This is a genomic window from Cupriavidus sp. H19C3 (assembly GCF_049393815.1).
Taxonomy (GTDB): Bacteria; Pseudomonadota; Gammaproteobacteria; order Burkholderiales; family Burkholderiaceae; genus Cupriavidus.
Genome location: NZ_CP184986.1, coordinates 1,123,033 through 1,144,571 on the forward strand (window position 1 = coordinate 1,123,033; position 21,539 = coordinate 1,144,571).

General features: G+C 65.8%; 20 protein-coding genes. 11 read left to right on the top strand and 9 right to left on the bottom strand.

The features are described 5' to 3' along the window. The first annotated feature begins 118 nt into the window (after positions 1 to 118). Positions 119 to 907, top strand: coding sequence for a LysR substrate-binding domain-containing protein (locus DFLDMN_RS24630; RefSeq protein WP_423200390.1), 789 nt, complete (start codon positions 119 to 121; stop codon positions 905 to 907). A 73-nt stretch (positions 908 to 980) separates the two neighbouring features. Here DFLDMN_RS24630 and DFLDMN_RS24635 read toward each other — a convergent pair whose 3' ends face one another. Both DFLDMN_RS24635 and DFLDMN_RS24640 read right to left on the bottom strand, forming a co-directional pair. Continuing rightward, positions 981 to 2,036 carry an aldo/keto reductase gene (locus DFLDMN_RS24635; RefSeq protein ID WP_423200391.1) on the bottom strand — a complete coding sequence of 352 codons (1,056 nt, stop codon included), beginning with the start codon at positions 2,034 to 2,036 and terminating at the stop codon, positions 981 to 983. 282 nt (positions 2,037 to 2,318) lie between these two features. After that, positions 2,319 to 2,954: a DUF4397 domain-containing protein gene (locus DFLDMN_RS24640; protein ID WP_423200392.1), complete on the bottom strand. Its 636-nt coding sequence runs from the start codon at positions 2,952 to 2,954 to the stop codon at positions 2,319 to 2,321. A gap of 340 nt (positions 2,955 to 3,294) precedes the next feature. Between DFLDMN_RS24640 and DFLDMN_RS24645 the strand changes: the two genes are divergently transcribed. Both DFLDMN_RS24645 and DFLDMN_RS24650 read left to right on the top strand, forming a co-directional pair. Continuing rightward, on the top strand, positions 3,295 to 4,497 hold the full coding sequence (locus tag DFLDMN_RS24645) for an MFS transporter (RefSeq protein WP_423200393.1): 1,203 nt from the start codon (positions 3,295 to 3,297) through the stop codon (positions 4,495 to 4,497). A gap of 144 nt (positions 4,498 to 4,641) precedes the next feature. After that, entirely contained in the window at positions 4,642 to 5,772 is a 1,131-nt protein-coding gene (locus tag DFLDMN_RS24650; RefSeq protein WP_423200394.1) for an alkene reductase, read from the top strand. Positions 5,773 to 5,823: 51 nt separating this feature from the next. Here the strand turns inward: DFLDMN_RS24650 and DFLDMN_RS24655 are convergent, their stop codons facing one another. After that, complete coding sequence (locus DFLDMN_RS24655) at positions 5,824 to 6,738, bottom strand: LysR family transcriptional regulator (protein ID WP_423200395.1); 915 nt, start codon at positions 6,736 to 6,738, stop codon at positions 5,824 to 5,826. Positions 6,739 to 6,941: 203 nt separating this feature from the next. Between DFLDMN_RS24655 and DFLDMN_RS24660 the strand changes: the two genes are divergently transcribed. The 5 genes from DFLDMN_RS24660 to DFLDMN_RS24680 all read left to right on the top strand — a co-directional run bounded on the left by DFLDMN_RS24660 (position 6,942) and on the right by DFLDMN_RS24680 (position 11,513). After that, entirely contained in the window at positions 6,942 to 7,403 is a 462-nt protein-coding gene (locus tag DFLDMN_RS24660; RefSeq protein WP_423200396.1) for a VOC family protein, read from the top strand. A 13-nt stretch (positions 7,404 to 7,416) separates the two neighbouring features. Next, a complete protein-coding gene (locus DFLDMN_RS24665; protein WP_423200397.1) occupies positions 7,417 to 8,640 on the top strand; it encodes an FAD binding domain-containing protein in 1,224 nt (407 codons plus the stop codon). A 36-nt stretch (positions 8,641 to 8,676) separates the two neighbouring features. Next, a complete protein-coding gene (locus DFLDMN_RS24670; protein WP_423200398.1) occupies positions 8,677 to 9,078 on the top strand; it encodes a DUF485 domain-containing protein in 402 nt (133 codons plus the stop codon). Continuing rightward, positions 9,075 to 10,712 (top strand): cation acetate symporter, encoded by a 1,638-nt coding sequence (locus DFLDMN_RS24675; protein WP_423200399.1) that lies wholly within the window; start codon positions 9,075 to 9,077, stop codon positions 10,710 to 10,712. Before DFLDMN_RS24670 ends, DFLDMN_RS24675 begins: the two co-directional genes overlap by 4 nt. Positions 10,713 to 10,841: 129 nt before the next feature. Beyond that, a complete protein-coding gene (locus tag DFLDMN_RS24680; RefSeq protein WP_423200400.1) occupies positions 10,842 to 11,513 on the top strand; it encodes a TetR/AcrR family transcriptional regulator in 672 nt (223 codons plus the stop codon). Positions 11,514 to 11,561: 48 nt separating this feature from the next. Here DFLDMN_RS24680 and DFLDMN_RS24685 read toward each other — a convergent pair whose 3' ends face one another. Then, positions 11,562 to 12,494, bottom strand: coding sequence for a LysR family transcriptional regulator (locus tag DFLDMN_RS24685; RefSeq protein ID WP_423200401.1), 933 nt, complete (start codon positions 12,492 to 12,494; stop codon positions 11,562 to 11,564). Between the two features lie 354 nt (positions 12,495 to 12,848). Between DFLDMN_RS24685 and DFLDMN_RS24690 the strand changes: the two genes are divergently transcribed. Beyond that, complete coding sequence (locus tag DFLDMN_RS24690) at positions 12,849 to 13,829, top strand: Bug family tripartite tricarboxylate transporter substrate binding protein (protein WP_423200402.1); 981 nt, start codon at positions 12,849 to 12,851, stop codon at positions 13,827 to 13,829. Between the two features lie 51 nt (positions 13,830 to 13,880). On the opposite strand, the gene DFLDMN_RS24695 is transcribed toward DFLDMN_RS24690, so the two are convergent. Continuing rightward, positions 13,881 to 14,792, bottom strand: a complete 912-nt coding sequence (locus tag DFLDMN_RS24695) for a LysR substrate-binding domain-containing protein (protein ID WP_423200403.1) — start codon at positions 14,790 to 14,792, stop codon at positions 13,881 to 13,883. Positions 14,793 to 14,993: 201 nt separating this feature from the next. On the opposite strand from DFLDMN_RS24695, the gene DFLDMN_RS24700 reads away from it, so the two are divergent. Further along, a complete protein-coding gene (locus DFLDMN_RS24700) occupies positions 14,994 to 15,944 on the top strand; it encodes a ring-cleaving dioxygenase (protein WP_423200404.1) in 951 nt (316 codons plus the stop codon). 92 nt (positions 15,945 to 16,036) lie between these two features. Beyond that, positions 16,037 to 16,663, top strand: coding sequence for an NAD(P)H:quinone oxidoreductase (wrbA, locus tag DFLDMN_RS24705; protein ID WP_423200405.1), 627 nt, complete (start codon positions 16,037 to 16,039; stop codon positions 16,661 to 16,663). Between the two features lie 94 nt (positions 16,664 to 16,757). Here the strand turns inward: wrbA and DFLDMN_RS24710 are convergent, their stop codons facing one another. From DFLDMN_RS24710 to DFLDMN_RS24725, 4 genes are read right to left on the bottom strand one after another with little or no spacing between them, the layout of a single operon-like run. Beyond that, complete coding sequence (locus DFLDMN_RS24710; protein ID WP_423200406.1) at positions 16,758 to 17,804, bottom strand: glutathione S-transferase family protein; 1,047 nt, start codon at positions 17,802 to 17,804, stop codon at positions 16,758 to 16,760. Next, on the bottom strand, positions 17,801 to 18,721 hold the full coding sequence (locus DFLDMN_RS24715; protein ID WP_423200407.1) for a tryptophan 2,3-dioxygenase: 921 nt from the start codon (positions 18,719 to 18,721) through the stop codon (positions 17,801 to 17,803). Before DFLDMN_RS24715 ends, DFLDMN_RS24710 begins: the two co-directional genes overlap by 4 nt. A 25-nt stretch (positions 18,722 to 18,746) precedes the next feature. Next, entirely contained in the window at positions 18,747 to 20,114 is a 1,368-nt protein-coding gene (locus DFLDMN_RS24720; RefSeq protein WP_423200408.1) for an amidase, read from the bottom strand. An 11-nt stretch (positions 20,115 to 20,125) separates the two neighbouring features. Beyond that, a complete protein-coding gene (locus DFLDMN_RS24725; RefSeq protein WP_423200409.1) occupies positions 20,126 to 21,244 on the bottom strand; it encodes an iron-containing alcohol dehydrogenase in 1,119 nt (372 codons plus the stop codon). Positions 21,245 to 21,539 lie beyond the last annotated feature (295 nt).

Genomic DNA, 21,539 nt, shown 5'->3' on the forward strand with positions numbered 1-21,539 from the left:
GCAATCTCTGAAGGGCCAGCCAGTCTAGCCGAGGATGGTGGCAAAATTCCAGACCAGCGTTATAACTGAATGGAATGTTTTTGCTTGCCTATATAACCACAAGGCTTATGATAGCCGATTGTCCTTATCTTGGCATGCCCCCGAGGAGCGGCTCGGCGCCAGGCTGTTGCACCGGACCACGCGCAGGCAGAGCCTGACCGATATCGGCCGCGCCTACTACGAGCAGTGCGTGGATATCCTCGCGCGCATCGAGCAGGCCGAGACCAGCGCGCGCGAGCAGCGGTCCAATCCCAAGGGCATGCTGCGGATCAGCGCCGTGGTCAGCCTGAGCTCCCACACGCTCGTACCGTTGCTCGCCCGGTACGTCGAGACCTACCCCGAAGTCGAGGTCGAGCTGATCTTCAGCGACAAGGTGGTTGACCTGATCGAGGGCGGCTTCGATGCCGGCATCCGTTATGGGGAACTGCCGGACAGCGGACTGGTGGCGCGCGAGCTGGGCAGGACGCACCTGGTCGCATGCGCGGCGCCCTCCTACCTGGCGGCGCACGGCGTGCCCAGGTCCCTCGGCGATCTGGGCGCACATACCTGCCTGGCATTTCACAATACCGTCGCGCAATGGAACTGGAAGTTCGGCCGTCGCCGCGAGTCTACCGCCGTCGCCATCAAGGGCCGGTTCAGTACCAACAATATGCCGGCGCTGAGAGCGGCGACCCTGGCCGGGCTTGGCATTGCCATGCTGCCGCGCGATCTGGCCGATGCCGATATCGGCGCCGGACGCCTGATCCCGCTGCTGGAGGAATTCGGCGCGCCCGACCGGCCGCTGCACATCGTCTATCTGCAGGACAGACAGATGACGCGCAAGCTGGCGAGCCTGATCGATTTTCTGGTCACCCATTTCCCGAAGTAGCCTCGGCCGGCGCGGCGGGCACCTTGCCCCCGGCCCGCGGACCAGCCGGGCAGCGGACCGACGGATCAGCGGATCAACTGGTCGTCTTGCCGGCCCACAGATCCACCGGACCCAGACGATCCGCGCCCTGGGTCTCGAGCATCCAGCCCGGGTATTCCGGGGGCAGCGTGCTGGCCGCGTCGATCGCCGCGAGCTCGTCGCGCGTGAGTTCGATCTTTGCCGCCTCGATGTTGTCGGTCAACTGATCGAGTCGCTTCGCCCCCACGATCACGCTGGTCACCACCTCGCGCGAGAGCAGCCACGCCAGGGCGATCCGCGCCACACTGCATCCGTGCCGCGCGGCAATTGGCGCCATCACGTCCAGTACGTCCCAGGCGCGCGCCTTGTCGACGATCGGGAAATCGAATGCGGAGCGGCGCGAGCCCGCCGGGTTCTGGTTGTGCCGGCTGAAGCGACCGGACAGCAACCCGCCTGCCAGCGGACTCCACACCATCAGGCCGAGCTTCTCGTGCTGCATCAGCGGCACGAGTTCGCGCTCCAGATCGCGGCCCGCGACCGAGTAGTACGCCTGGACCGTGGCGAATCTTGCATAGTGCCTGGCATTCGAGATGCCCAGGGCCGTGGCGATGCGCCAGGCGGCCCAGTTGGACACGCCGATGTAGCGGACCTTGCCCTGCGTGATCAGGTCATCCAGTGCCCGCAGGGTTTCCTCGATCGGCGTCACCGTGTCGGTGGCGTGGATCTGGTACAGGTCGATATGGTCGGTGTGCAGGCGTCGCAGGCTGGCGTGAACCGCGTCCATCAGATGGCCGCGCGAGGCACCGACATCGTTGCGGCCCGGGCCCATGCGACTGTAGCCCTTGGTGGCCAGCACAAAATCCGTGCGCGGCACGCCCAGATTCCTGAAGGCGTTGCCGAGCGTCGACTCGCTTTCGCCAGCGGAATAGACGTCCGCCGTATCGAAGAAATTGATGCCCGCATCCAGGCTGGCCTTGACGAGTTGGTCGGCCGTGTCCTGACCCACGTTGCCGATATGCTGATAGATACCTTGCCCGCTGCTGAACGTCATGGTTCCCAGGCAGAGCTGCGACACGAGGATTCCGGTATTGCCAAGCTGCTTGTATTTCATGGCTGTAGAAGGCTGGAGTTGGCTCCATGTCTTTTACCGAAGCGCGCATGGAGGTTTCGCTTTCACGCCAATGTAGGCTGCCGGGCCAGGAGGAAACAGGGTTGGATGCTTGAAGGTTTTTGAAGCGACGATTGATAATCGCGCAGCCCGGCGCATCCCGCGAGCGGGAGGGATGGCCGGGTCGCAGGTCACGCCCGCGCGGATGTGGATGTGGATGTGGAGGTGGAGGTGGAGGTGGGATACGGATCCGGACGCGGGCGCGGACCGGGGTATCGAGGACAGTCAACCGTCCGTCAGCACCTTCAGCCCAAGCGGATTGCTCGCCGCGGTCTTCACCGAACCGATCGCGACGGCGCTGTAGTTGACGCCGGAGCCGAGCGAGACCGTGGCCTGGATGGCGGTGGTCGCCGTCCCCGCCACGTTCACCTGGACGTTGTAGTTGCCGGCCGCGAGCGGAAGATAGCTGCTGATCGCGCCGAACGCCACGTTGGACAACACCACCTGGCCATTGACCAGGATATCCACCGGCCCGGCATCGGGCGCGGCATGGATCACGCGCAGGCGCGACTGTCCTGTCGCGGGCGCCTGGGTCTGATCGGTGGCGAGCAGCGGCTGGATACTGGCGACGAAGTTCGCGGCGATGGCCGTGTACGCACCGTCCGCGGCGAGCGTCGGCGATACGTCGATGACCGTGGTGGCGGTGCCCGCCGCATTGACCGTGATGCGATGCGTGCCGGCGGTCAGGGTCAGGTAGCTGGACACCGCCGAATAGGGAACATTGGAAAGCACCTTGTTGCCATCGACCAGCACATCGACATTCGGTGCATCCGGCGACGCGTGCAGGACGCGCAGGCGCGCAGTGGGGTCCGGATCGTCGCCCCCGCATCCGGCCACGATGGATACGAGAACAACAGCCATGAGTTTCGGCAGAAGACTGCGCATGGTTGGGCTCCTTCAGTGGGTCTCTCACTCGTGCCTGGTGGCATCGACGTGCTTCGACGCACAGATGCCTGGAAATGGTCGACGGCTCACCGGACTTCATCGAACGCGCCCTCGCTACCATTTGGTAGCGTTTTATACGAACAAGTAGCGAAGTGCAAGAGGACGATCCACCGCCCTGCTGGCGGGCCACGTGGCCCTTCGGTCAGCGCACGCCGTGGTCTTTGCGCGCAACGCAACGCTGACTTGCTCGGCGTTGTGATTCAAATTGCGCTTGCTGCTTCGTAAGCTCGGGGTACTGCAACGAATCGTCCGAGCCATGAAAACCACCACCTCCCCTGCCCTGGATACCGCCGGTCACGCGGCGGCACCGATGTCCGGCGTGCTGGTCGCGCTGTTTGCCCTGTGCGCCGGCGTGCTGGTCGCCAACCTCTACTACGCCCAGCCCATCATCGAGCTGATTGCGCCCGCGGTAGGGCTGTCCGCGCAAAGTGCCAGCGTGATCGTGTCGCTGACGCAGATTGGCTATGCGGTCGGCCTTTTCTTCCTGGTGCCGCTGGCCGATCTGCACGAGAACCGGCGCCTGCTGACCATCAGCGGGGTGGCCGCGGCAATCAGCCTGGTCGGCGCCGCCACCGCATCGCACCCGAGCATGTTTCTGCTGGTGTCGCTGCTGCTGGGCCTCAGCTCGGTCAGCGTGCAGATCCTGATTCCGCTGGCCGCGCACCTCGCGCCGGAAGCACTGCGCGGACGTACGGTCGGCACCATCATGGGCGGCCTGCTGTCCGGCATTCTTCTGTCCCGGCCGCTGTCGAGCCTGCTCGCGCAGTATTTCGGCTGGCGTGCGGTGTTCTATATCGCCGCCGCGATGACGCTGGTGACGGTAGGCATCATCGCCACCACCCTGCCGCGCCGCACGCCTCAGCATCGGGCCAGCTATCGGGAGCTGCTGGTATCGCTGTGGCATCTGTTCACGCGCTATGCCGTGCTGCGCCAGCGTGCGCTGTACCAGGCCCTGTTGTTTGCGGCCTTCAGCCTGTTCTGGACCGCCGTCCCGCTCGAGCTCGCCGGCCGCTTCGCGCTCTCGCAGTCGCAAATCGGCGTGTTCGCCCTGGTCGGTGCGCTCGGTGCCGTAGCGGCGCCCATTGCCGGACGACTCGCCGACGCTGGCCATACCCGCATGGCGTCGTACATTGCGATGGTCGCGGCGGCTGTCAGCTTTGTGCCGGGCCTCGCCGGCGGCGCGAGTAGCCTGTACTGGCTGGCGCTTACCGGCGTCGTGCTGGACTTTGCCGTGCAGATGAACATGGTGCTGGGCCAGCGTGCGATCTATGCGCTCGATGCCGCCAGCCGCGGCCGCCTGAATGCGCTTTACATGACGGCCATCTTTGCCGGCGGCGCCGTGGGTTCGGCAATGGCCAGCACGCTGTACACGCATCTCGGTTGGGCCGGCGTGGTTGCCGCGGGCAGCGGGCTGGCCACGCTCGCGCTGGCGGCGCTGGCGATGGCGTCGCGTCGCTGAGATCCACGCGTGATCGCCCCGCCATCGCTTCTTCTCCTTATCGCGGCTCTACCGCTGCCTTGTTGCTGCCTTGTTGCTGCTTTGTTGCTGCCTTGTTGCGCCCTGGTCGCGCCCTGTTCCAACCTGACCCCCGGAGTCGTTGTCATGACCTACCCTTTGCTCACGACCTCACACCTGTTTGCACCGATCGAGATCGGCCCCCTGAAACTGAACCACCGGGTCGCCATGGCGCCGCTGACCCGATCGCGTGCCGGGCAGCCCGGCAACGTGCCTGACGCCATGAACGTCGAATACTATCGGCAGCGCGCGTCGGCGGCGTTGATCATCAGCGAGGCCACGCAGATTTCGCAGCAGGGCCAGGGCTATGCATGGACGCCGGGCATCCACACGCCCGAGCAGATCGAAGGCTGGCGTGCCGTGGCGGCGGCCGTGCATGCCGAAGGCGGCCGCATCTTCCTGCAGCTCTGGCACGTCGGCCGCGTGTCCCATCCCTCCTTCCAGCCCGGTGGTGCGCTACCGGTGGCCCCGAGTGCCTTGCCGGCGCCCGGCAAGACATTCGTGGTGGACGCCAGCGGCAAGGGCGTCTGGGCCGACGTGCCGACGCCGCAGGCACTGACGACCGCGGGCATCGCGGAAATCGTGCGGGACTACCGCCAGGCCGCGCGCAATGCCATGGCGGCGGGCGTGGATGGCGTGGAGATCCACGCCGGCAATGGCTATCTGCTGGACCAGTTCATCAACTCGGCGAGCAACCATCGCACCGACGCCTACGGCGGCAGCATCGAGAACCGCGCACGCCTGTTGCTGGAAGTGGTCGATGCCATTACGGCGGAAGTCGGGCCGGGACGGGTCGGCGTACGCCTGACGCCCATGGGCCGTTTCATGGGCATGGGCGACGCCACGCCCGCAGCAACCTTCGGCTATATCGCACGCCGCCTCAACGACTGGCCACTGGCATACCTGCACCTGGTGGAGCCGGCGATGGTCGGCACGGTCAAGGACGACATCGTCGATCCACGCTGGGATGCATTGATTCTCGACATGCGCGCCACCTACCACGGCGTGGTGATGCTGGCAGGCGGCTACGACGCACGGAGCGCGGAAAAAGCGATCGCGGACGGGCGTGCGGACATCATCGCGTTTGGCCGCCCGTTTATCGCCAATCCCGACCTGCCCTGGCGGCTCAGGACATCGGCCGCGCTCAATACGCCCGACCCGGCCACGTTCTTCGGTGGCACCGCAGTGGGCTATACCGACTATCCCAAGGCCGCCTGAGCGCGCCTGGCGGCAATACCGGTGGCAATAACAGGCCGCCGGCGCGTGCGCTCAGTCGCGATGTCGGGTGGGCCCCGGGAGCGCTGCCAGAAAATCGAGGAAGGCCGCAATCCGCCGCGAACCGCGCTGGTTCGGCAGATACAGCGCGGAGATCGCCGAGCTGGCCTGATCCGGGTTGACCGACCATTCATCGAACAGCGGCACCAGCCGCTGGCTTTCGATATCGTCATCGGCCAGCCAGTCCGGCAGCAGGCAGATCCCACCGCCCGCCAGCGCGACTTCGCGCAGGACCTCGGCGTTATTGCAGCGGAAGTGTCCGTTGACCGGCACCTTGGTCTCGCGCTCGCCCTGGCGGAAGGTCCAGACCTGGTCACGCGTGCCGTAGCTGAACCGGAGGCAGCGATGATTGACCAGATCGGCGGGCTCCTCGGGACTGCCGTGCTGTTCGAGATAGGCGGGACTCGCTGCCACGCGCCGGCGAAAGCGCCCGATCTCGCGCGCCACGACGGTGTCGTACGAAGCGGGACTGCCGAGCCGCACGGACAGGTCGATGCGCTCGCCGAGCAGGTCGACGATATCGTCGGTCAGCGTCACGTCGACCTCGAGCCGCGGATATCTGGCCAGCCAGCCGCCCAGATAGGGGGCGATGCAGCGCCGTCCAAAAGCGACCGGCAACGACACACGCAACTGCCCCACCGGTTCCTCGCCGCGATCGGCGATCAGTGCGTCGGCCTCCTCTACCGCATCCAGGATCCCGCGGGCGCGCTGATAGTAGGCCGCGCCGGCCTCGGTCACCGTGATCGACCGTGTGGAGCGGTTCAGCAGCACGGCACCGAGCGATGTCTCGAGGCCGTCGAGCGCGCGGGTCACGGACGACGTCGCCAGATCCAGGCGTCGCGCCGCGGCCGAGAAGCCCTTGGCGTCCACGGTTTCCACAAACATCTTCAACGCAAGCAGTTTGTCCATCCTGGCCGTAATCCTTGTGAACGGGGCGTGCCGGTTCGCCCCGGCGTGACGGACATGTTATCGCGAGAGCGCTCGCAATGGCCCGCAACCGGCGCTTCGGCATCAGGGTTAATACCGAGCGTCGAGCCCCTTGGCCTTATCTTCAATCCACCCTATTATTTATCACACGATCACTGATCGATCGATAATTTAAGGAGACAGCGATGGCGTTGACCAAGCTGGCACATTTTTCCATCCGCACCACCGACGTGGAGCGGACCTGCGCGTTCTACGAACGCATCCTCGGCTTGCGGCGCGGATACCGGCCGCCGTTCGACTTTCCCGGCGCATGGCTCTACATGGGCAACGACGAGAGCGACTACGGCACCGTGCACATCATCGGCATCGATCCCGACAACACCGGCGGCCTGTCCGCCTACCTCGGCGACAAGGCCACGGCCGCGTCCGGCACTGGCATGCTCGACCACATCGCGTTTCTCGCCACGGGCGTCCGGCAGATGTGGGCCACGCTGCGCGCGGAAGGCATCCCCTGGCGCGATCGCACGGTACCGAGCCTGGGTCTGCACCAGGTGTTTATCGAGGACCCGTCCGGTGTGACGATCGAACTGAACTACCCGGCCGCCGAAGTGGCCGGCGTGGAACCGCCCGCGGCGGCCCAGGCGTGAACGGAGTCATGGCATGAACAAGGTAGTGAAGCAACAACCGAAGGCCATCATCGTGGGCGGCTCGCTCGGCGGGCTGTTTGCCGCCTGCATGCTGGAACGCCATGGCTGGGACGTCGAGATCTTCGAGCGCACCCCCGAGGCATTGAGCGGACGCGGTGCGGGCATCGTCACGCATCCGGAACTGTTCGAAGCGCTGACCGCGGCCGGCGTGTTAGTGGATGACGGCATCGGGGTGCGCGTGGATACCCGCGTCACGTTGGCACGCGACGGTGCCGTGGTGTCCGAGCGCGCCATGCCACAGACCTTGACGGCATGGGGCAAGATGTACGACGTACTGCGCAAGGCCTTCAGCGGGAGCTATCGGACCGGCGCGGTGGTGACGGACGTCGATTCGCGCGCCGACCATGCGGAGATCGCGCTGGCGGATGGCGCCGTGCATCGCGCCGACCTCGTGATCGCCGCCGATGGCTTTCGTTCGGGCGTGCGCCAGCGTCTGCTGCCTGCGGCCAGCCTTGAGTACGCCGGCTATATCGCGTGGCGCGGCCTGGTGGATGAAGCGCGTGTTTCCGCCGCGACGCACGCGGCGATCTTCGACAAGTTCGCCTTCTGCCTGCCGCCGAGCGAACAGATCCTCGGCTACCCGGTGGCCGGCGACGACAATCGTACCGCGCCGGGGCAGCGCCGCTACAACTTTGTCTGGTATCGCGCCACGCGCGAGCATGACCAACTGCCAGACCTGCTGACCGATGCCACCGGCAAGGTCTGGCACCACGGCATTCCGCCCGGTCTGATCCGCCCCGAGGTGCTGGCCGAGATGGAAAGCGCCGCCGCCGAGCTGCTGGCGCCGCAATTCACGGAGATCGTGTGCAAGGCCGCGCAGCCGTTGTTTCAGCCGATCTTCGACCTGACGGTATCGCGCATGGCATTTGGCCGGGTTGCGCTGCTTGGCGATGCCGCGTTCGTGGCGCGCCCGCATTGCGGCATGGGTGTCACCAAGGCGGCGGGAGATGCCATCGCGCTCGTCCGCGCGCTCGCCGGCCATGCCACTGTCGAGGCGGCGCTGGCAGCGTATGGCGTGGAGCGCGTCCAGGTGGGACAGGCCGTGGTCGAGCATGCGCGCCATCTGGGCGCCTACATGCAGGCGCAACTCAAAAGCGAGCAGGACCGGGTAATGGCCGAACGCTATCGCACGCCCGAAGCGGTGATGCGTGAGACGGCGGTGTCGCGCCGCTTCTGATCCGCCCCGGACATCTATCACAGCAGGAGACAAGACATGCCCCAAGCCGCCCCGGACTCGACCCCTTATCGAGCGACAACTTATCCAGCAACACCTTTTCCAGCCGCTGCCGGCCTGCCCGCACCCGACGCGCCGGTCGTGCCCCACCCGATGTTGAGCGAGCCCGCCTTCGCGCATCTGCACCGCACGCGACGCCGCTTTTCCTGGTGGCTGACCGCGGCCATGCTGGCGGTCTACTTCGGCTTTATCCTCACCCTGGCCTTCCGTCCGGACCTGCTTGCCCTGCCCTTGACGCCGGGACAGCCGATGAGCGTCGGCATCCCCGTCGGGTTCGGCATGTTCGCGTTTACGTTCGGCCTGGTGGCCATCTACGTCTATCGCAGCAACACGGTCTACGACAAGATGATCGAGGACATCCGCACGGGAGCCCAGTCATGACACGCATCCTGACCATGGTTGCCGCGCTCGCCGCAACCACACCCGCATGGGCGGCAACGCCGCCGGTCGGCCAGGGCCTGAACCCGATCGCCATCGGCATGTTCGTCGTGTTTGTCGTGGCCACCCTGGGCGTCACACGCTGGGCCGCGCGGCGCAACCACAGCGTGGCCGATCATTACGCCGCGGGCGGCAAGATCACGGCCATGCAGAACGGCTGGGCCATCGCCGGCGACTACATGTCCGCGGCATCGCTGCTCGGCATCTCGGCGCTGGTCTTTTCCAGTGGCTACGACGGGCTGATCTACTCGACCGGATTCCTCGCGAGCTGGCCGATCATCCTGTTCCTGATTGCCGAACCCTTACGCAATCTCGGACGCTATACGTTGGCCGACGTGTTGTCCTACCGCCTGCGCCAGCGCCCTATCCGCGGCTTCTCGGCGGCGAGTTCGATCGTGATCGTGCTGCTGTACCTGGTCTCGCAGATGGTAGGCGCCGGCAAGCTGGTGGAGCTGCTGTTCGGCTTCAACTACACCTCGGCGGTGGTGCTGGTCGGCGTGCTGATGGTGGTCTATGTGTTCTTCGGCGGCATGCTCGCCACCACGTGGATCCAGATCATCAAGGCGGTGATGCTGCTGGCCGGTTGTGCCTTCATGGCATACATGGTACTGAGCCGCTTTGGCTTCAGCCTCAACAGCCTGTTCGAACACGCGATTGCCGCGCACGGCAAGCACGATGCGATCATGCGTCCCGGTGGTCTGGTGTCCGATCCGGTGTCCGCGGTGTCGTTGGGGCTGGCGTTGATCTTCGGTACGGCCGGACTGCCGCATATCCTGATGCGCTTCTTTACCGTGGGCGATGTCAAGGCCGCGCGCAAGAGCGTGCTCTATGCCACCGGCATCGTCGGCGCCGGCTATGCCATGATCATCGTGATCGGCTTTGGCACCATCGCGCTGGTGGCACAGGACCCGCTGTACCACGACGGCGCCGGCGCGGTGATCGGCGGTGTCAACATGGTGGCCGTGCACCTTGCGCACGCGGTGGGCGGCAACGTATTCCTCGGATTTATCTGCGCGGTGGCGTTCTCGACCATCCTGGCCGTGGTGGCGGGCCTGACGCTGGCCGGTTCCTCCGCGATCTCGCATGACCTGTATGCGACCGTCCTGCGCAAGGGGCAGGCATCGGACCGGGACGAGCTGCGCGTCTCACGCATGACCACGCTGGTGCTCGGCATCCTGTCGATCCTGCTCGGCATCCTGTTCGAGAAGCAGACCATCGCCTTTATCGTCAGCCTGACGTTCTCGATCGCGGCAAGCTCCAATTTCCCCGTACTGCTGCTGTCGATCTACTGGCGCGGCCTGACCACGCGGGGCGCGGTGGTCGGCGGGATGCTGGGCCTGGTGACCGCGGTGGTCCTGACGATTCTGAGTCCGACCGTATGGGTGCAGGTGCTGGGACACGCGTCGGCGATCTATCCCTACGAGTATCCGGCGCTGTTCTCGATGCTGGTGGCGTTCTCGGGCATCTACCTGTTCTCGGTCACAGACCGCTCCGCGCGCGGGGCATGGGAGCGCGCGGCCTATCAGAACCAGCGGGTGGATTGTGAACTGGGCATCGGCAGCAAGGCCGGCCACTAGTTTTCTTGCCCGATGCGGCACGGGCGCGCGCCATCCAGTCGCGCGCCCGCTTTCCTCGCGGCCTTCTCATTTATCGCCCGATTGGTAGAATCCGGACTTTGGCCGCATCATCACCGCGAGAAAAACGTCATGGAGACCAGCACTGCACCGCCCGGGGACGAGGGCATCAAGACACCCAGGCGGCTGCTGCCCGAAGCACGCGAGCAACAGATCGTGGCAAAGGCCATCGAGCACTTTACGCGCAACGGGTTTGGCGGCAGTACGCGCGAGCTGGCCCGGCAGATCGGCGTCACGCAGCCGTTGCTCTACCGCTATTTCGAAAGCAAGGAAGCGCTGATCGAGCGCGTCTACAATGAAGTCTTCCAATGGCGCGCGGGTTGGGAGGGGCAGATCGCCGATCGCTCGCTGCCGCTGACGGAACGGTTGCACGCCTTCTACCTCGACTATTCGTCCGTCATCCTGCGCGAGGAATGGATCCGGCTGTTTATCTTTGCCGGGCTGACGCACGAGGGCATCAACAAGAAGTACCTCAGCAAGCTGCGCACCAAGGTGTTCCTGCCGGTACTGGCCGAGGTGCGGGCGGAGTTCGACATCCCCGCCCCGCGCGATGCGGCGGAAACCGACGCCGAGATCGAACTGATCTGGGGCCTGCACGCGGCCATCTTCTATATCGGCGTGCGCAAATGGATCTATGGACTCAAGGTGCCAAACGACCTGGACGCCGTGATCCGGCGTCAGGTCGATACCTTCCTGAACGGCGCGCCGGCTGCCATCCGCGCGCTGCGTACCCGGGCGGGCTGAGGGGCGAACAGAGGGGCGAGCTGAGGGAGAGCCAGAGGCACCTCCTGGCTACGCCGCGGCCCTGGCTCCCCGCCGCCGCTTGCCGGCATCCAGTTTCAGCGCCTCGGTGAAGGCCCGCACCGCCGGTGGCAGGTGTCGGCCCGCCATGGTCTGGATCTGCAGCGCGCGCTGCTGCATCGCACGGCCGACGATGGGCACCAGCACGCGGCGGTCGGCGCGCAGCGTATTGCGCACCGCGAGCGATCCGGTCAGGTACACCACGTCGACCTGATTCTGGTATGCCACCAGTGCAGCGAGCGAGTTGCTGGTGAGCGGCACCTGGGGACGCAGACCTTCCAGACTGCAGGCCAGGTCGAACAGTTGCCGTATCGTATGCACCTTGCTGGGCAGTACCAGCGGATGCGTGACCAGTTCGCGCAGCGGCACGCGGGTCATGCCGGCAATCGGGTGGCTGCGGCTGACGCACGCAAACACTGGCGCGACTTCCGAATACTCCACCGCGATGCCAGCCTGATCGGCAATGGCGAAGGTCAGCGCGAGATCGACATCGCCTTCACGCACAAGCCGCGTGGCTTCGGCCGAGGTCACCACCTCCACCGAGAACGCCACGCCAGGATGGCGCCGCTGGAACGATGCGATCAGCGTCGGCACGTATTCCCGCGCGAAGCCTTCGGTGCAAGCCACGCGCACGGTACTGTGCGTCAGGCTCAACAGGCCCTGAAGGTCGGCCTGCAGCGTTTCCGCATCAAGAAAGGCGCGCCTTCCGTATTGCTGCACCACGCGGCCGGCATCGGTCAGGCGCATCCCGCGCGGCTCGCGGTCGAACAGTGCCACGCCCAGTTCTTCCTCCAGGCGGGCAATCTGGCGGCTGATGGCCGATACCGCCACATGCAGCGTCCTGGACGCGGCCGTCAGCGATCCCGTCTGCGCCACTTCAAGGAAGTAGGCAAGCGGCACGGCATGGATGGAAGTGAGTTTCATGGCGAGGCCGGGGGTCGGGTTTCCACGGAATTCTGCTTTCCACATCATACGTCCAGCGCACCATTCGCGTTGCCAATTTTAGAAAGGTCCGTTCTGGCTGGCACGCCCGCTTGCGGTGCCGGCCTGGCGTCGTAGCGGTCCTGCAGCCGGCAGCTTGTGCCGCCGTTGCACCTGCGCCGAGCAAATGATGGCGAGTCGCGCGCCATTCCAGTGCCGCAATCTCGGCGTTCGCATGACACACGTTGTCATGTTCCGGACATCATGCCGCGGGGCAGACGTGCCACGCGGCCCATGCGGGCGGTATCGTTGACCTTGCATTGCATCCTGTCTCACTACGTCACTGAAAGGAGAAGCATGTTGGGAAGATCGACGAACCGCTGGGGTCGGGCCTGCCTGCTCGCCGCCGCATGCGTGGCCGCCGCACCGGCGCTGGCCGACACGTTTCCGGACAAGCCCATCAAGCTGGTGGTGCCGTTTCCACCAGGGGGCTCGACCGACGTACTGGGCCGCCTGCTGGCCAGAAAGCTGAGCGAGACGCTCAACGCCTCGGTGGTGGTGGAGAACCGCGCCGGCGCGGGCACCATCGTCGGGGCGGACTACGTGGCCAAGTCGACGCCAGACGGCTACACGCTGCTGCTGAGCGCCGCCACGACGTTCACGATCAATCCGGTCACCTATGCGAAGCTGCCGTACGATCCGCTGAAGAGCTTCGATGCGATTGGCCTGGTCGGTACCACCACGCTCGGGCTGGTGGCCAACACGTCGGTCAAGGCGAATACGCTCAAGGAGCTGGTGGCCGCGTCCAGGCAAGGACAAGCGTTCGCGTTCGGTTCGTACGGTGCCGGCACGACCGCGCACTTCGTGGGCGAGATGATCAATGCGGCCACCGGCATGCACATGATGCACGTGCCCTACAAGGGCAGCGCGCCTGCCATGAGCGACCTGATCGGCAACCAGATCCCGCTGACCGTGGATACCGTGGTCGCGGCGGCGCCCATGGTCAAGGCCGGCAAGGTCAAGGTCCTCGCGCTGGCGTCGTCCACCCGCTCCGCCCTGCTGCCCGACGTGCCGACCGCGGCGGAAAGCGGCTATCCCGATATCAACCTGACAACGTGGTTTGCGGTGGTCGGCCCCAAGGGGCTGGCGGCGCCGGTCCGCCAGAAGCTGGAAGGCGCGCTGGCCACCGTCATGAAAGATGCCGACATGCGCAAGAGCATGACCACCAACGGCTACGAGGCCGAGTACGGAACCGCCGCCGACTACGTCAAGCGCGTCAACAGCGAGATCCCCCGGCTCAGGAAGATTGCCGAGGCCGCCAATATCAAGGCGGACTGAGCACGGCCGAGGTGTCGCCACGTCCGGCGGCGGCCTCGGCGCCGGACGCCATCACCCGTGGTCGAACGCGGTCACCTTCGGCAATACCACGGCCAGATAGTCCACCAGCGTGCGGACCGCGGGCAGCAACCCGGTGCGGTACGGAATCAGCGCGGTGATGCGGGCGTCGGCGGCGATCCAGTCCGGCAGGATCTGACGCAACTCGCCGGCCTTGAGTTCGGCCTGGCAGATATAGCCTGGCAAGGCCGCCACGCCGATATTGGCGCACGCGGCCTCTTTCAGCGAGATCAGGCTGTTGCTCTGGAAGCGGGGATCCACGGCAATGGACACCGTGCGCCTGTCGGGTCCCAGCAGGTTCCATTGCTGCGCGGTGCGGCCCGACAACGCGATGATCGAATGCCCGGACAGCTCCTCCGGCGTATTTGGCGCCGGCATGCGTTGCAGATATTCGGCCCCCGCGAACAGGCACCACGGCGCGCGCGCCAGCGGATGCTGCACCAGGTTGGAGTCCTGGAGCTGGCCATTGTGGCCACGAATGGCGAGGTCGAAGCCGTCGCCGACGATATCGAGCACGCGGTCGGTCGCGGTCTCGACGATCTTGACCTTGGGATGGTCCGACAGGAACGTGGGCAGCACGTGGCGCAGCGCAAACTGCGCGATTTCCGCGGCCGTCGTCACGCGAATCACACCGCTCGGTTCGGCGAGCCGCTGCCGCATCGCTTCCTCGGCGACCTCCGCGCTGCGCAGCAGCGCCATCGCGTACTGGTAGAACTCCATGCCCACCTCGGTCATCGCAAACTGGCGCGAGGTCCGGTTGATCAGCCGCACGCCGAGCGATGCCTCGAGTTCCTTGACACGATGACTGAGCGTCGACTTGGGCAGGCGCAGCACCTCGCCGGCCGAGGTGAATCCGCCGCGGTCGACCACCTGCACGAAGAAGTAGACGTCTTTCAGATCCAGCATGGGATGTTGGGGGCTAAGTGAGGCGATGTTACTCCACGCGCGACGCCGGCGCATCGGGACAAACCTTGGTCGATCGTTCGATTTTCCCGAACCGTGTGTACATGTTCCCGTGCTTCCCAAATACACGGCAGTGCTTAAGCTGTTGCACAGGAGCAAGCCAGTGGGCTGCCTCTGTGCAACGTATTCAATGTGGAGAAGACAATGTCGATGATCAAGGGATTCCATCATCTGACCGCGGGCGTCCGGCACGCGCAGGAAGACGTGGATTTCTACGTGAAGCTGCTCGGCCAGAGCCTGGTGAAGAAGACCGTGCTGCTCGATGGCGAGGACCCGATCTATCACCTCTATTACGGCAACGCCAACGGCGACCCCGGTACGCTGGTGACCTCGTTTCCGTTCCGCCAGCGCGGCGTGATGGCGCGCCCCGGATCCGGTCAGGTGCGCGTGATCAACTACTCGGTGCCACGCGGTTCGCTCGACTTCTGGCGCGAGCGCTTCGATGCCATGGACATCCGCTACGACGCCGATCTCGTCGAACGCTTCGACGAACGCCGCCAGCGCTTCTATCACCCGTGCGGCATCGAATTCGACCTGGTGGAGACCGACCTGGACCAGCGCCCCCCCTGCGTCGAGAACAACGTGCCGGAGGCATACGCGGTGCGCGGCGTGCACAGCATCACGCTGTCGTTGCGCGAGGTGGCAGAATCGGTGCGCTTCATGAGCGAAGCGATTGGTTTCCGCCTGGTCGGCCAGACCGGCCCGTATTACCGCTTCGAAACCCATACCGGTGGCCCCGGCATGGTAGTGGAGTTCTTTCACGAGCCGGAGCGTCTGCAGGGTTCTTCCGTCTATGGCGAAGGCACGATCCACCATGTCGCGTTTGCCGTCGACAGCATGGAGCAGCAGATGACGCTCAAGGACAAGTTCATGGGTCTGGGGTACATCGACACCTCCGAGTCCGTCAACCGCAACTACTTCCGCTCGATGTACTTCAAGATGCCCGGCGGCGTGATCTTCGAAGCCGCCACCACCGACATCGGCTTCGCCATCGACGAGGAGCCCGGTCACTTTGGCGAGGAATTCCAGTTGCCACCGTGGCTGGCCGATCGCAAGGACGAGCTGCTGGCTCGCCTGGAACCGATCGCCGTATAACGCCCGCTGCCGCCTGGTCGGGCCCGCCCGCTCGGGCTCGTCCAGGCCCCGCTTCCTCCCTTTCCGTTTTTTATCGTCCGCAGGAAACCCATATGTCGAAGACAAAAATACTGATTCCGTTCTACTCGCGCAACCACTCGACGGAAGCACTGGCCAAGGCTGTCGCCGAGGGCGCACTGGCAGCCGGTGCGGAAGTCCGCCTGCGCCGTGTGCGCGAACTCGTGGGCCCCGAAGTCATGCGCCAGGTGCCGGGCTGGCTCGAAAACGCCACCGAGATGAACGCCAGGTACGAAGCCCCCACCGAGGCCGATGTCGAGTGGGCCGATGCCATCGTGTTCGGCACGCCCACGCGCTTCGGCTCGATCTCGTCGGAGCTGAAGGCATTTATCGACGGGCTTGGCGGCCTGTGGTTCCAGGGCAAGCTCAACGGCAAGGTGGGATCGGTGTTCGGCTCGACCTCGTCGATGCATGGCGGCAACGAGGCGACGCTGCTGTCGATCTACGCGCCCATGGCCCACCTGGGCCTGATCATCGTGCCGCTCGGCTATGCCGATGCGGCGATGTTCAAGGCCGGCACGCCCTATGGCGCGACCCACGTATCGCGTCAGGACGCCGTGAAGCCCGAGGCAGACCAGCTGGCCGTGGCACGCTTCCAGGGCCGGCGCGTCACCGACGTCGCACGCGCGCTGCATGGCGAGCCGGAGGCCGTGGCGGCCTGACCCTGCGCAGCAGCAAGAATGGGCGCCGCACGGCGCCCATTTTTTTGTCCTGCTTGTTGCCCTGGTTGTGGTCCCGGCTTTATGCCGCCAGCACTCAAGCCAGCGTCAAACGCGCGCCACCCGTCAACGCTTCCATAAAGGCGGATGGCGGCATCGACTCGATGGTCGCCTGCACCACCTCCTCGCTGATCGACGGCCGCTGAATCAGCGCCCCGACATAGCGCGCCACGGCGGGCAGATCGTCCCACATCGACGCCAGTCCCAGATAGGCCAGGCGCGTCAGGTTGACGCCCCAGAACACATCGCCGAGCGAGAACGCCGTACCGGCCACCCACGGCGTACCGAGCGCGGTCAGCGTGCGATCGAGATCGCGCAGCAGCGTGGCGACGTGCCGACGCGACTCGCGCTGGAAGTTTGCATCGTGGCACACTGCCTTGCCGCCGCGCTCCTTGACGATCTTGGCGCGATACGCGGCAACCAGCGCGGCGTCGCCCGCGTTGGCATCGATCATTGCTTCCAGCGCCAGCACCTTGGCATCGTAGACGGTCTCCATCACGGCGCGCAGCGCCTCGGGTCGACGGTCGGCATCCGGATGAAAGCCATACAGCAGCGTGCCGTTGGGGATGCGGTCGACGATGCCGGCCTGCCGTAACACAGCCGCGCGGGCGCCGTCGTCCTCCGGTACCAACTGCACCGGCGCGGGCGACACCGCATCGAGGTAGCAGCAGATACGCATCGAATCGGCAATCACGCGGCCGGCTTCGTAGTCCACCAGCAAGGGCACGACGCACGGATCGAAGCCCTCGGTCTCTACCGAGGTACGACCGCTGTAGCCGTCGACAAACGCGCTGCCGATTTCGCGGTGCGCATGCAGCCGCAGCCGCACATACGACGGCGAATAATGCTCGGCCGGTACCACGCGATCGCCCTGGATCGCGCTCAGGATCAGCATATCGTTGGAGCGGTACGGCAGCGCCTTCTCGGCCAGCACCGTGCGCACCTTCTGCGAACACAGCGAACTGGCCGCGTGAAACAGCTCGAAGCGCGGCGTGCCGTCGGTTCCCACGAGGAAGGATCGCTGCGGATCGGCCATGGCGGCACGCGCCCCCGCGGCCAGTGTCTTCAGGTCGGCGGTGTTCATGCGGCGCTCCCTGACTTGTGCATCGGGCAGCCTGCCGGCGGATCGCCGATCACCCCGCGTGCGGTCCACAGTTCGGGAAAAGGCAGCTCGTCCATGGTCGGCCGCAGCCACGCGATACCCTCGGTGCCGAAGTACGCCGGCCGATGACCAAACGTGCGGCGCGTCGCCATCAGATGGAGGTGCTTCCACGCCAGGAAGCCCTCGGCGATATCCGCCAGCGTTTCGCCGAGCAGACGCAACGCCGGCTGGTCCGCGCGCCTGTCGTTCCCGCCCTCCCCGCTCGTATAAACGTCGCGCCAGGCACGTTCCACCTCCCGGTCCGGTGCATACGGCTGGCGATAGTCGCGCTCGCGCACCGCCGCCGGAATGGCAAAGCCCGCGCGATCGAGGCATCGCAACACGTCGTCATAGAGGCTCGGTGCGTCGAGTACCTGGTTCAGTTGCCGCCAGCGCTCCGGCTGCGGTTCAAAGTGCTGGAGGTGTTCGGCCTGGCGGATGCCGAACAGGTACACCATCTGGCGATAGGTCCAGCCCTGCAGCGCCGTATCCTTGCCGTACTTGGCCACGGCGCGCGACAGGATCGACAGCAGGTCGGTCGGCGTCATCCACGCAATCGACTTCCAGGTGGCGTTAAGTGGCTCGTGGTGCGCCACGATGCGCTGCAAGGTCTGGATGGCTTCAGGCAGACGATCCTCGCGCAGTTGTCGCTGGGCCGTCTGGATCTCGCGGATGATCAGCATCCAGTAGAGTTCGGACACCTGCACCGAGGCAATCCATGCGTGTTCGCCGGGATGGTCGCTCACGGGCGTCTGCAGCGTATGCAGGACGTCGGTCTGGATCCAGGCGCTATACGGTGTCTGGCCCGGCGGGGTAATCCCGGGGACGATGCCGGGCGGGGTCGTTGCTTGTTCGCTCATCGTGGTCTCCTCTGGTGGGGATGGGTCATGCGGCACTATCTTCGGCGAGCAGTGTCTCGATCTGCTGTGCGATCTGGAGCAGCGCGCCGTCGTCGCCCGGGCGCGCCACGATCTGCAGGCCGGCGGGCAAGGTGCCGGGCGCCGCCGGCAAAGGAAGGGAGAGCGCGGGGAAGCCCGCGATATTGAACGGCGCGGTATACGTCATCAGGGCTTCGCGCACGGTGCCGTGCCATGCGCCGATCTGCATCTCGCTGGCGCCGAGAGGCGGCGCGGTACATGGACAGGTCGGCAGGACCAGGTAGTCCACCTCGGCCATCATGTCGCGCAACCGCGCGGTAAAGCACCGCCGGGTTTCCTGCGCGGCAGCGTACGCGCGCAGGTCCATGCCTTCCGCGCGGCGCAGCCGGTCGACGGTTTCGGTGCCGTAATGCGCCGTAATCCGATCCCAGCCATTGCGACGGAAATGCTCGATGCCGCCCTCCACCAGCACGATCGCCGCGAACGCACCGAATACGCCCTCGAACAGCCCGCCGGTGCCACGTGGCGGCCCGACGTCGATGCACGCAAAGGTGCGCGCCAGCCGCTGCACGGCGGCATCGAACGCACCCGCCACTTCGTCGGCCAGCGGTACCGGAGCGATTTGAGGCAGCACGCCGATGCGCGCGGACAGCCATGCGTCGCTTTCGGGCACGTCGATATGCAGCGCATTGGCAAGCCAGAACACATCGTCGACCTGCCGGCCCAGCAAGCCGACGTGATCGCATGTGGGCGCGAGCGGAAACACGCCGCGCGTCGACAGGACGTCGCGCGTAGGCTTGAAGCCAACCACGCCGCACAGCGCCGCGGGTATGCGTACCGACCCACCGGTATCGGTGCCTACCCCCACCGGCACCGCGCCATGCGCGATGGCCGCCGCGGCACCGCCGCTCGACCCGCCGGGAATGCGGGAGGGGTCAAGCGGATTGCGGGTGTCGCCAAAATGCGCGCTCGACGTGGTGACACCCCATGCAAACTCGTGCGTGGTGGTTTTGCCCACGACGATGGCCCCGCGCTCGACCAGCGAATGCACGATGTCGGCGTCGGCTGCAGGCCGATGCCTCAGGTACGCAGGCGATCCATAGGCGGTGTCGATGCCCTTGGTGTCGATCAGGTCCTTGATCGCCACGGGCAAGCCTTCCAGTGCGCGCGCGGTGCCGTTGGCATAGCGCCGGTCGCTTTCCGCGGCGGCCCGTAGCGCGCGGTCCCAGTCGATGGTGGCAAAGGCGTTGACGGCCTGGCGGCTCGCCTCCGCGGCCTGGAGCGTGCATTCCGTCAGGGCCAGCGCCGTGATCTCGCGCGTGACCAGCGCATGGCGCAGGCCGCGCAGCCCGGCGCTCAGGTAAGGGCGTGCCATGTCCGCGTTCATCACCACAGTCCCTCCAGCAGCGTCTCCAGCTTGCGCGGGGCATCGTGGCCCAGGTCGCCCACTTCCGCCGGATAGTATTCCTGCAGCATCGCCGCTACCTCGCTCAGTGTGGCGCGCTGGAAATCGAGATCGCGCAGGCGACCCGGCAGTGCCAGCGTATCGACCAGACGCGCGATGCGGTCGGCCAGCCAGACCGCCGTGGTCCCGGCGCCGGCGGATGTGCGGAAGATATCGAGCTTGCCGCCATAAGCCTCCGCGCACGCGCGAATCACCGGCGCGAGCGTGATGCATGAGGTCACGCTATGCGGCAGCCCGAACGTGCCGCCCAGGATATGGCCGATACGATGGCTGAGGCCGTAGATGACCGAGGCCGGATAGAAGTAGCACTGCCACGCACCCAGTTGCAGCTGCAGCAGGTCTGCCATCGACACGGCGCCGGCCTCCAGGGCCGCGCGCGTGTCGCCGCGTTGCGGCCACCGCTCCAGCACACTGAAGAACCGTTCCACGCCGCGCGCGGCCAGGATCGCATGCGGATGCTCCGCGCCCACGCGGCGCATGCCTTCCACCGCATGATCGATGCCCTTGATGGCGGAACTCAACAGCAGTTCGCGCGGCGTATCGACGATCAGGCGCGGGTCGATCGCCACCAGTTTCGGCACGGTGTCGCGCACGGCGTAACTGCGCTTGAACTTGCGCGCGCCGGCGGTCTCCGTCACGCCAAAATAGTGCGAGAACTCGGACCCGGACAATGTGGTCGGAAACGCGGCGATCGGCAGGTATCGTCCGGTTTCCTCGAAATGGCAGGCCGAGACGGCCTTGGCCGCGTCCAGTACGGAGCCACCGCCAAGCGCGACGATCGATTGCGCGCGAGCATCGAGGCAAGCCTGCAATCCTGCCTGCACCGCCACGTCGGGCACATGGGGCGGCAGCGCGGTGAAGATGCCGACGCCATCGGCAATGCCAGGCGCGAGGACATCCCGATGCAATGCCTCGAGAAACTCCACGGTAAAGACGATCGGGCGGCGGATGCCGTAGTCCCCGAGCGAGGCGGCAACGGGCTGCAGGATGTCGTGTCCCCACACGACGTGATCCTGCGGCAAGCATTTCAACTGGTCCATCTCGGCGGTCTCCTGATGATGGCATCGGCATGGCGATGCCCTTTATCTCGAAGGAGAAGATAGGGCATCCCGCCGTGGCCGTGCGCACCCCTTTTCCGAACGTACCGTTCATGAATCTGGACACCGGCCGCACCGCCGTCGCGGCGCACCTGCCCGGTGCATCGTTCATGGAAATGGGACGCAGGATGCAAGCATTGCCACCTGTTCAGCGCGCGTCATGTGTCTATGATTTTTCTCCAGACGCACAATCACAACCACAACCGGAGAGCGGTGCCATGGAGATGCTGGAGATGGA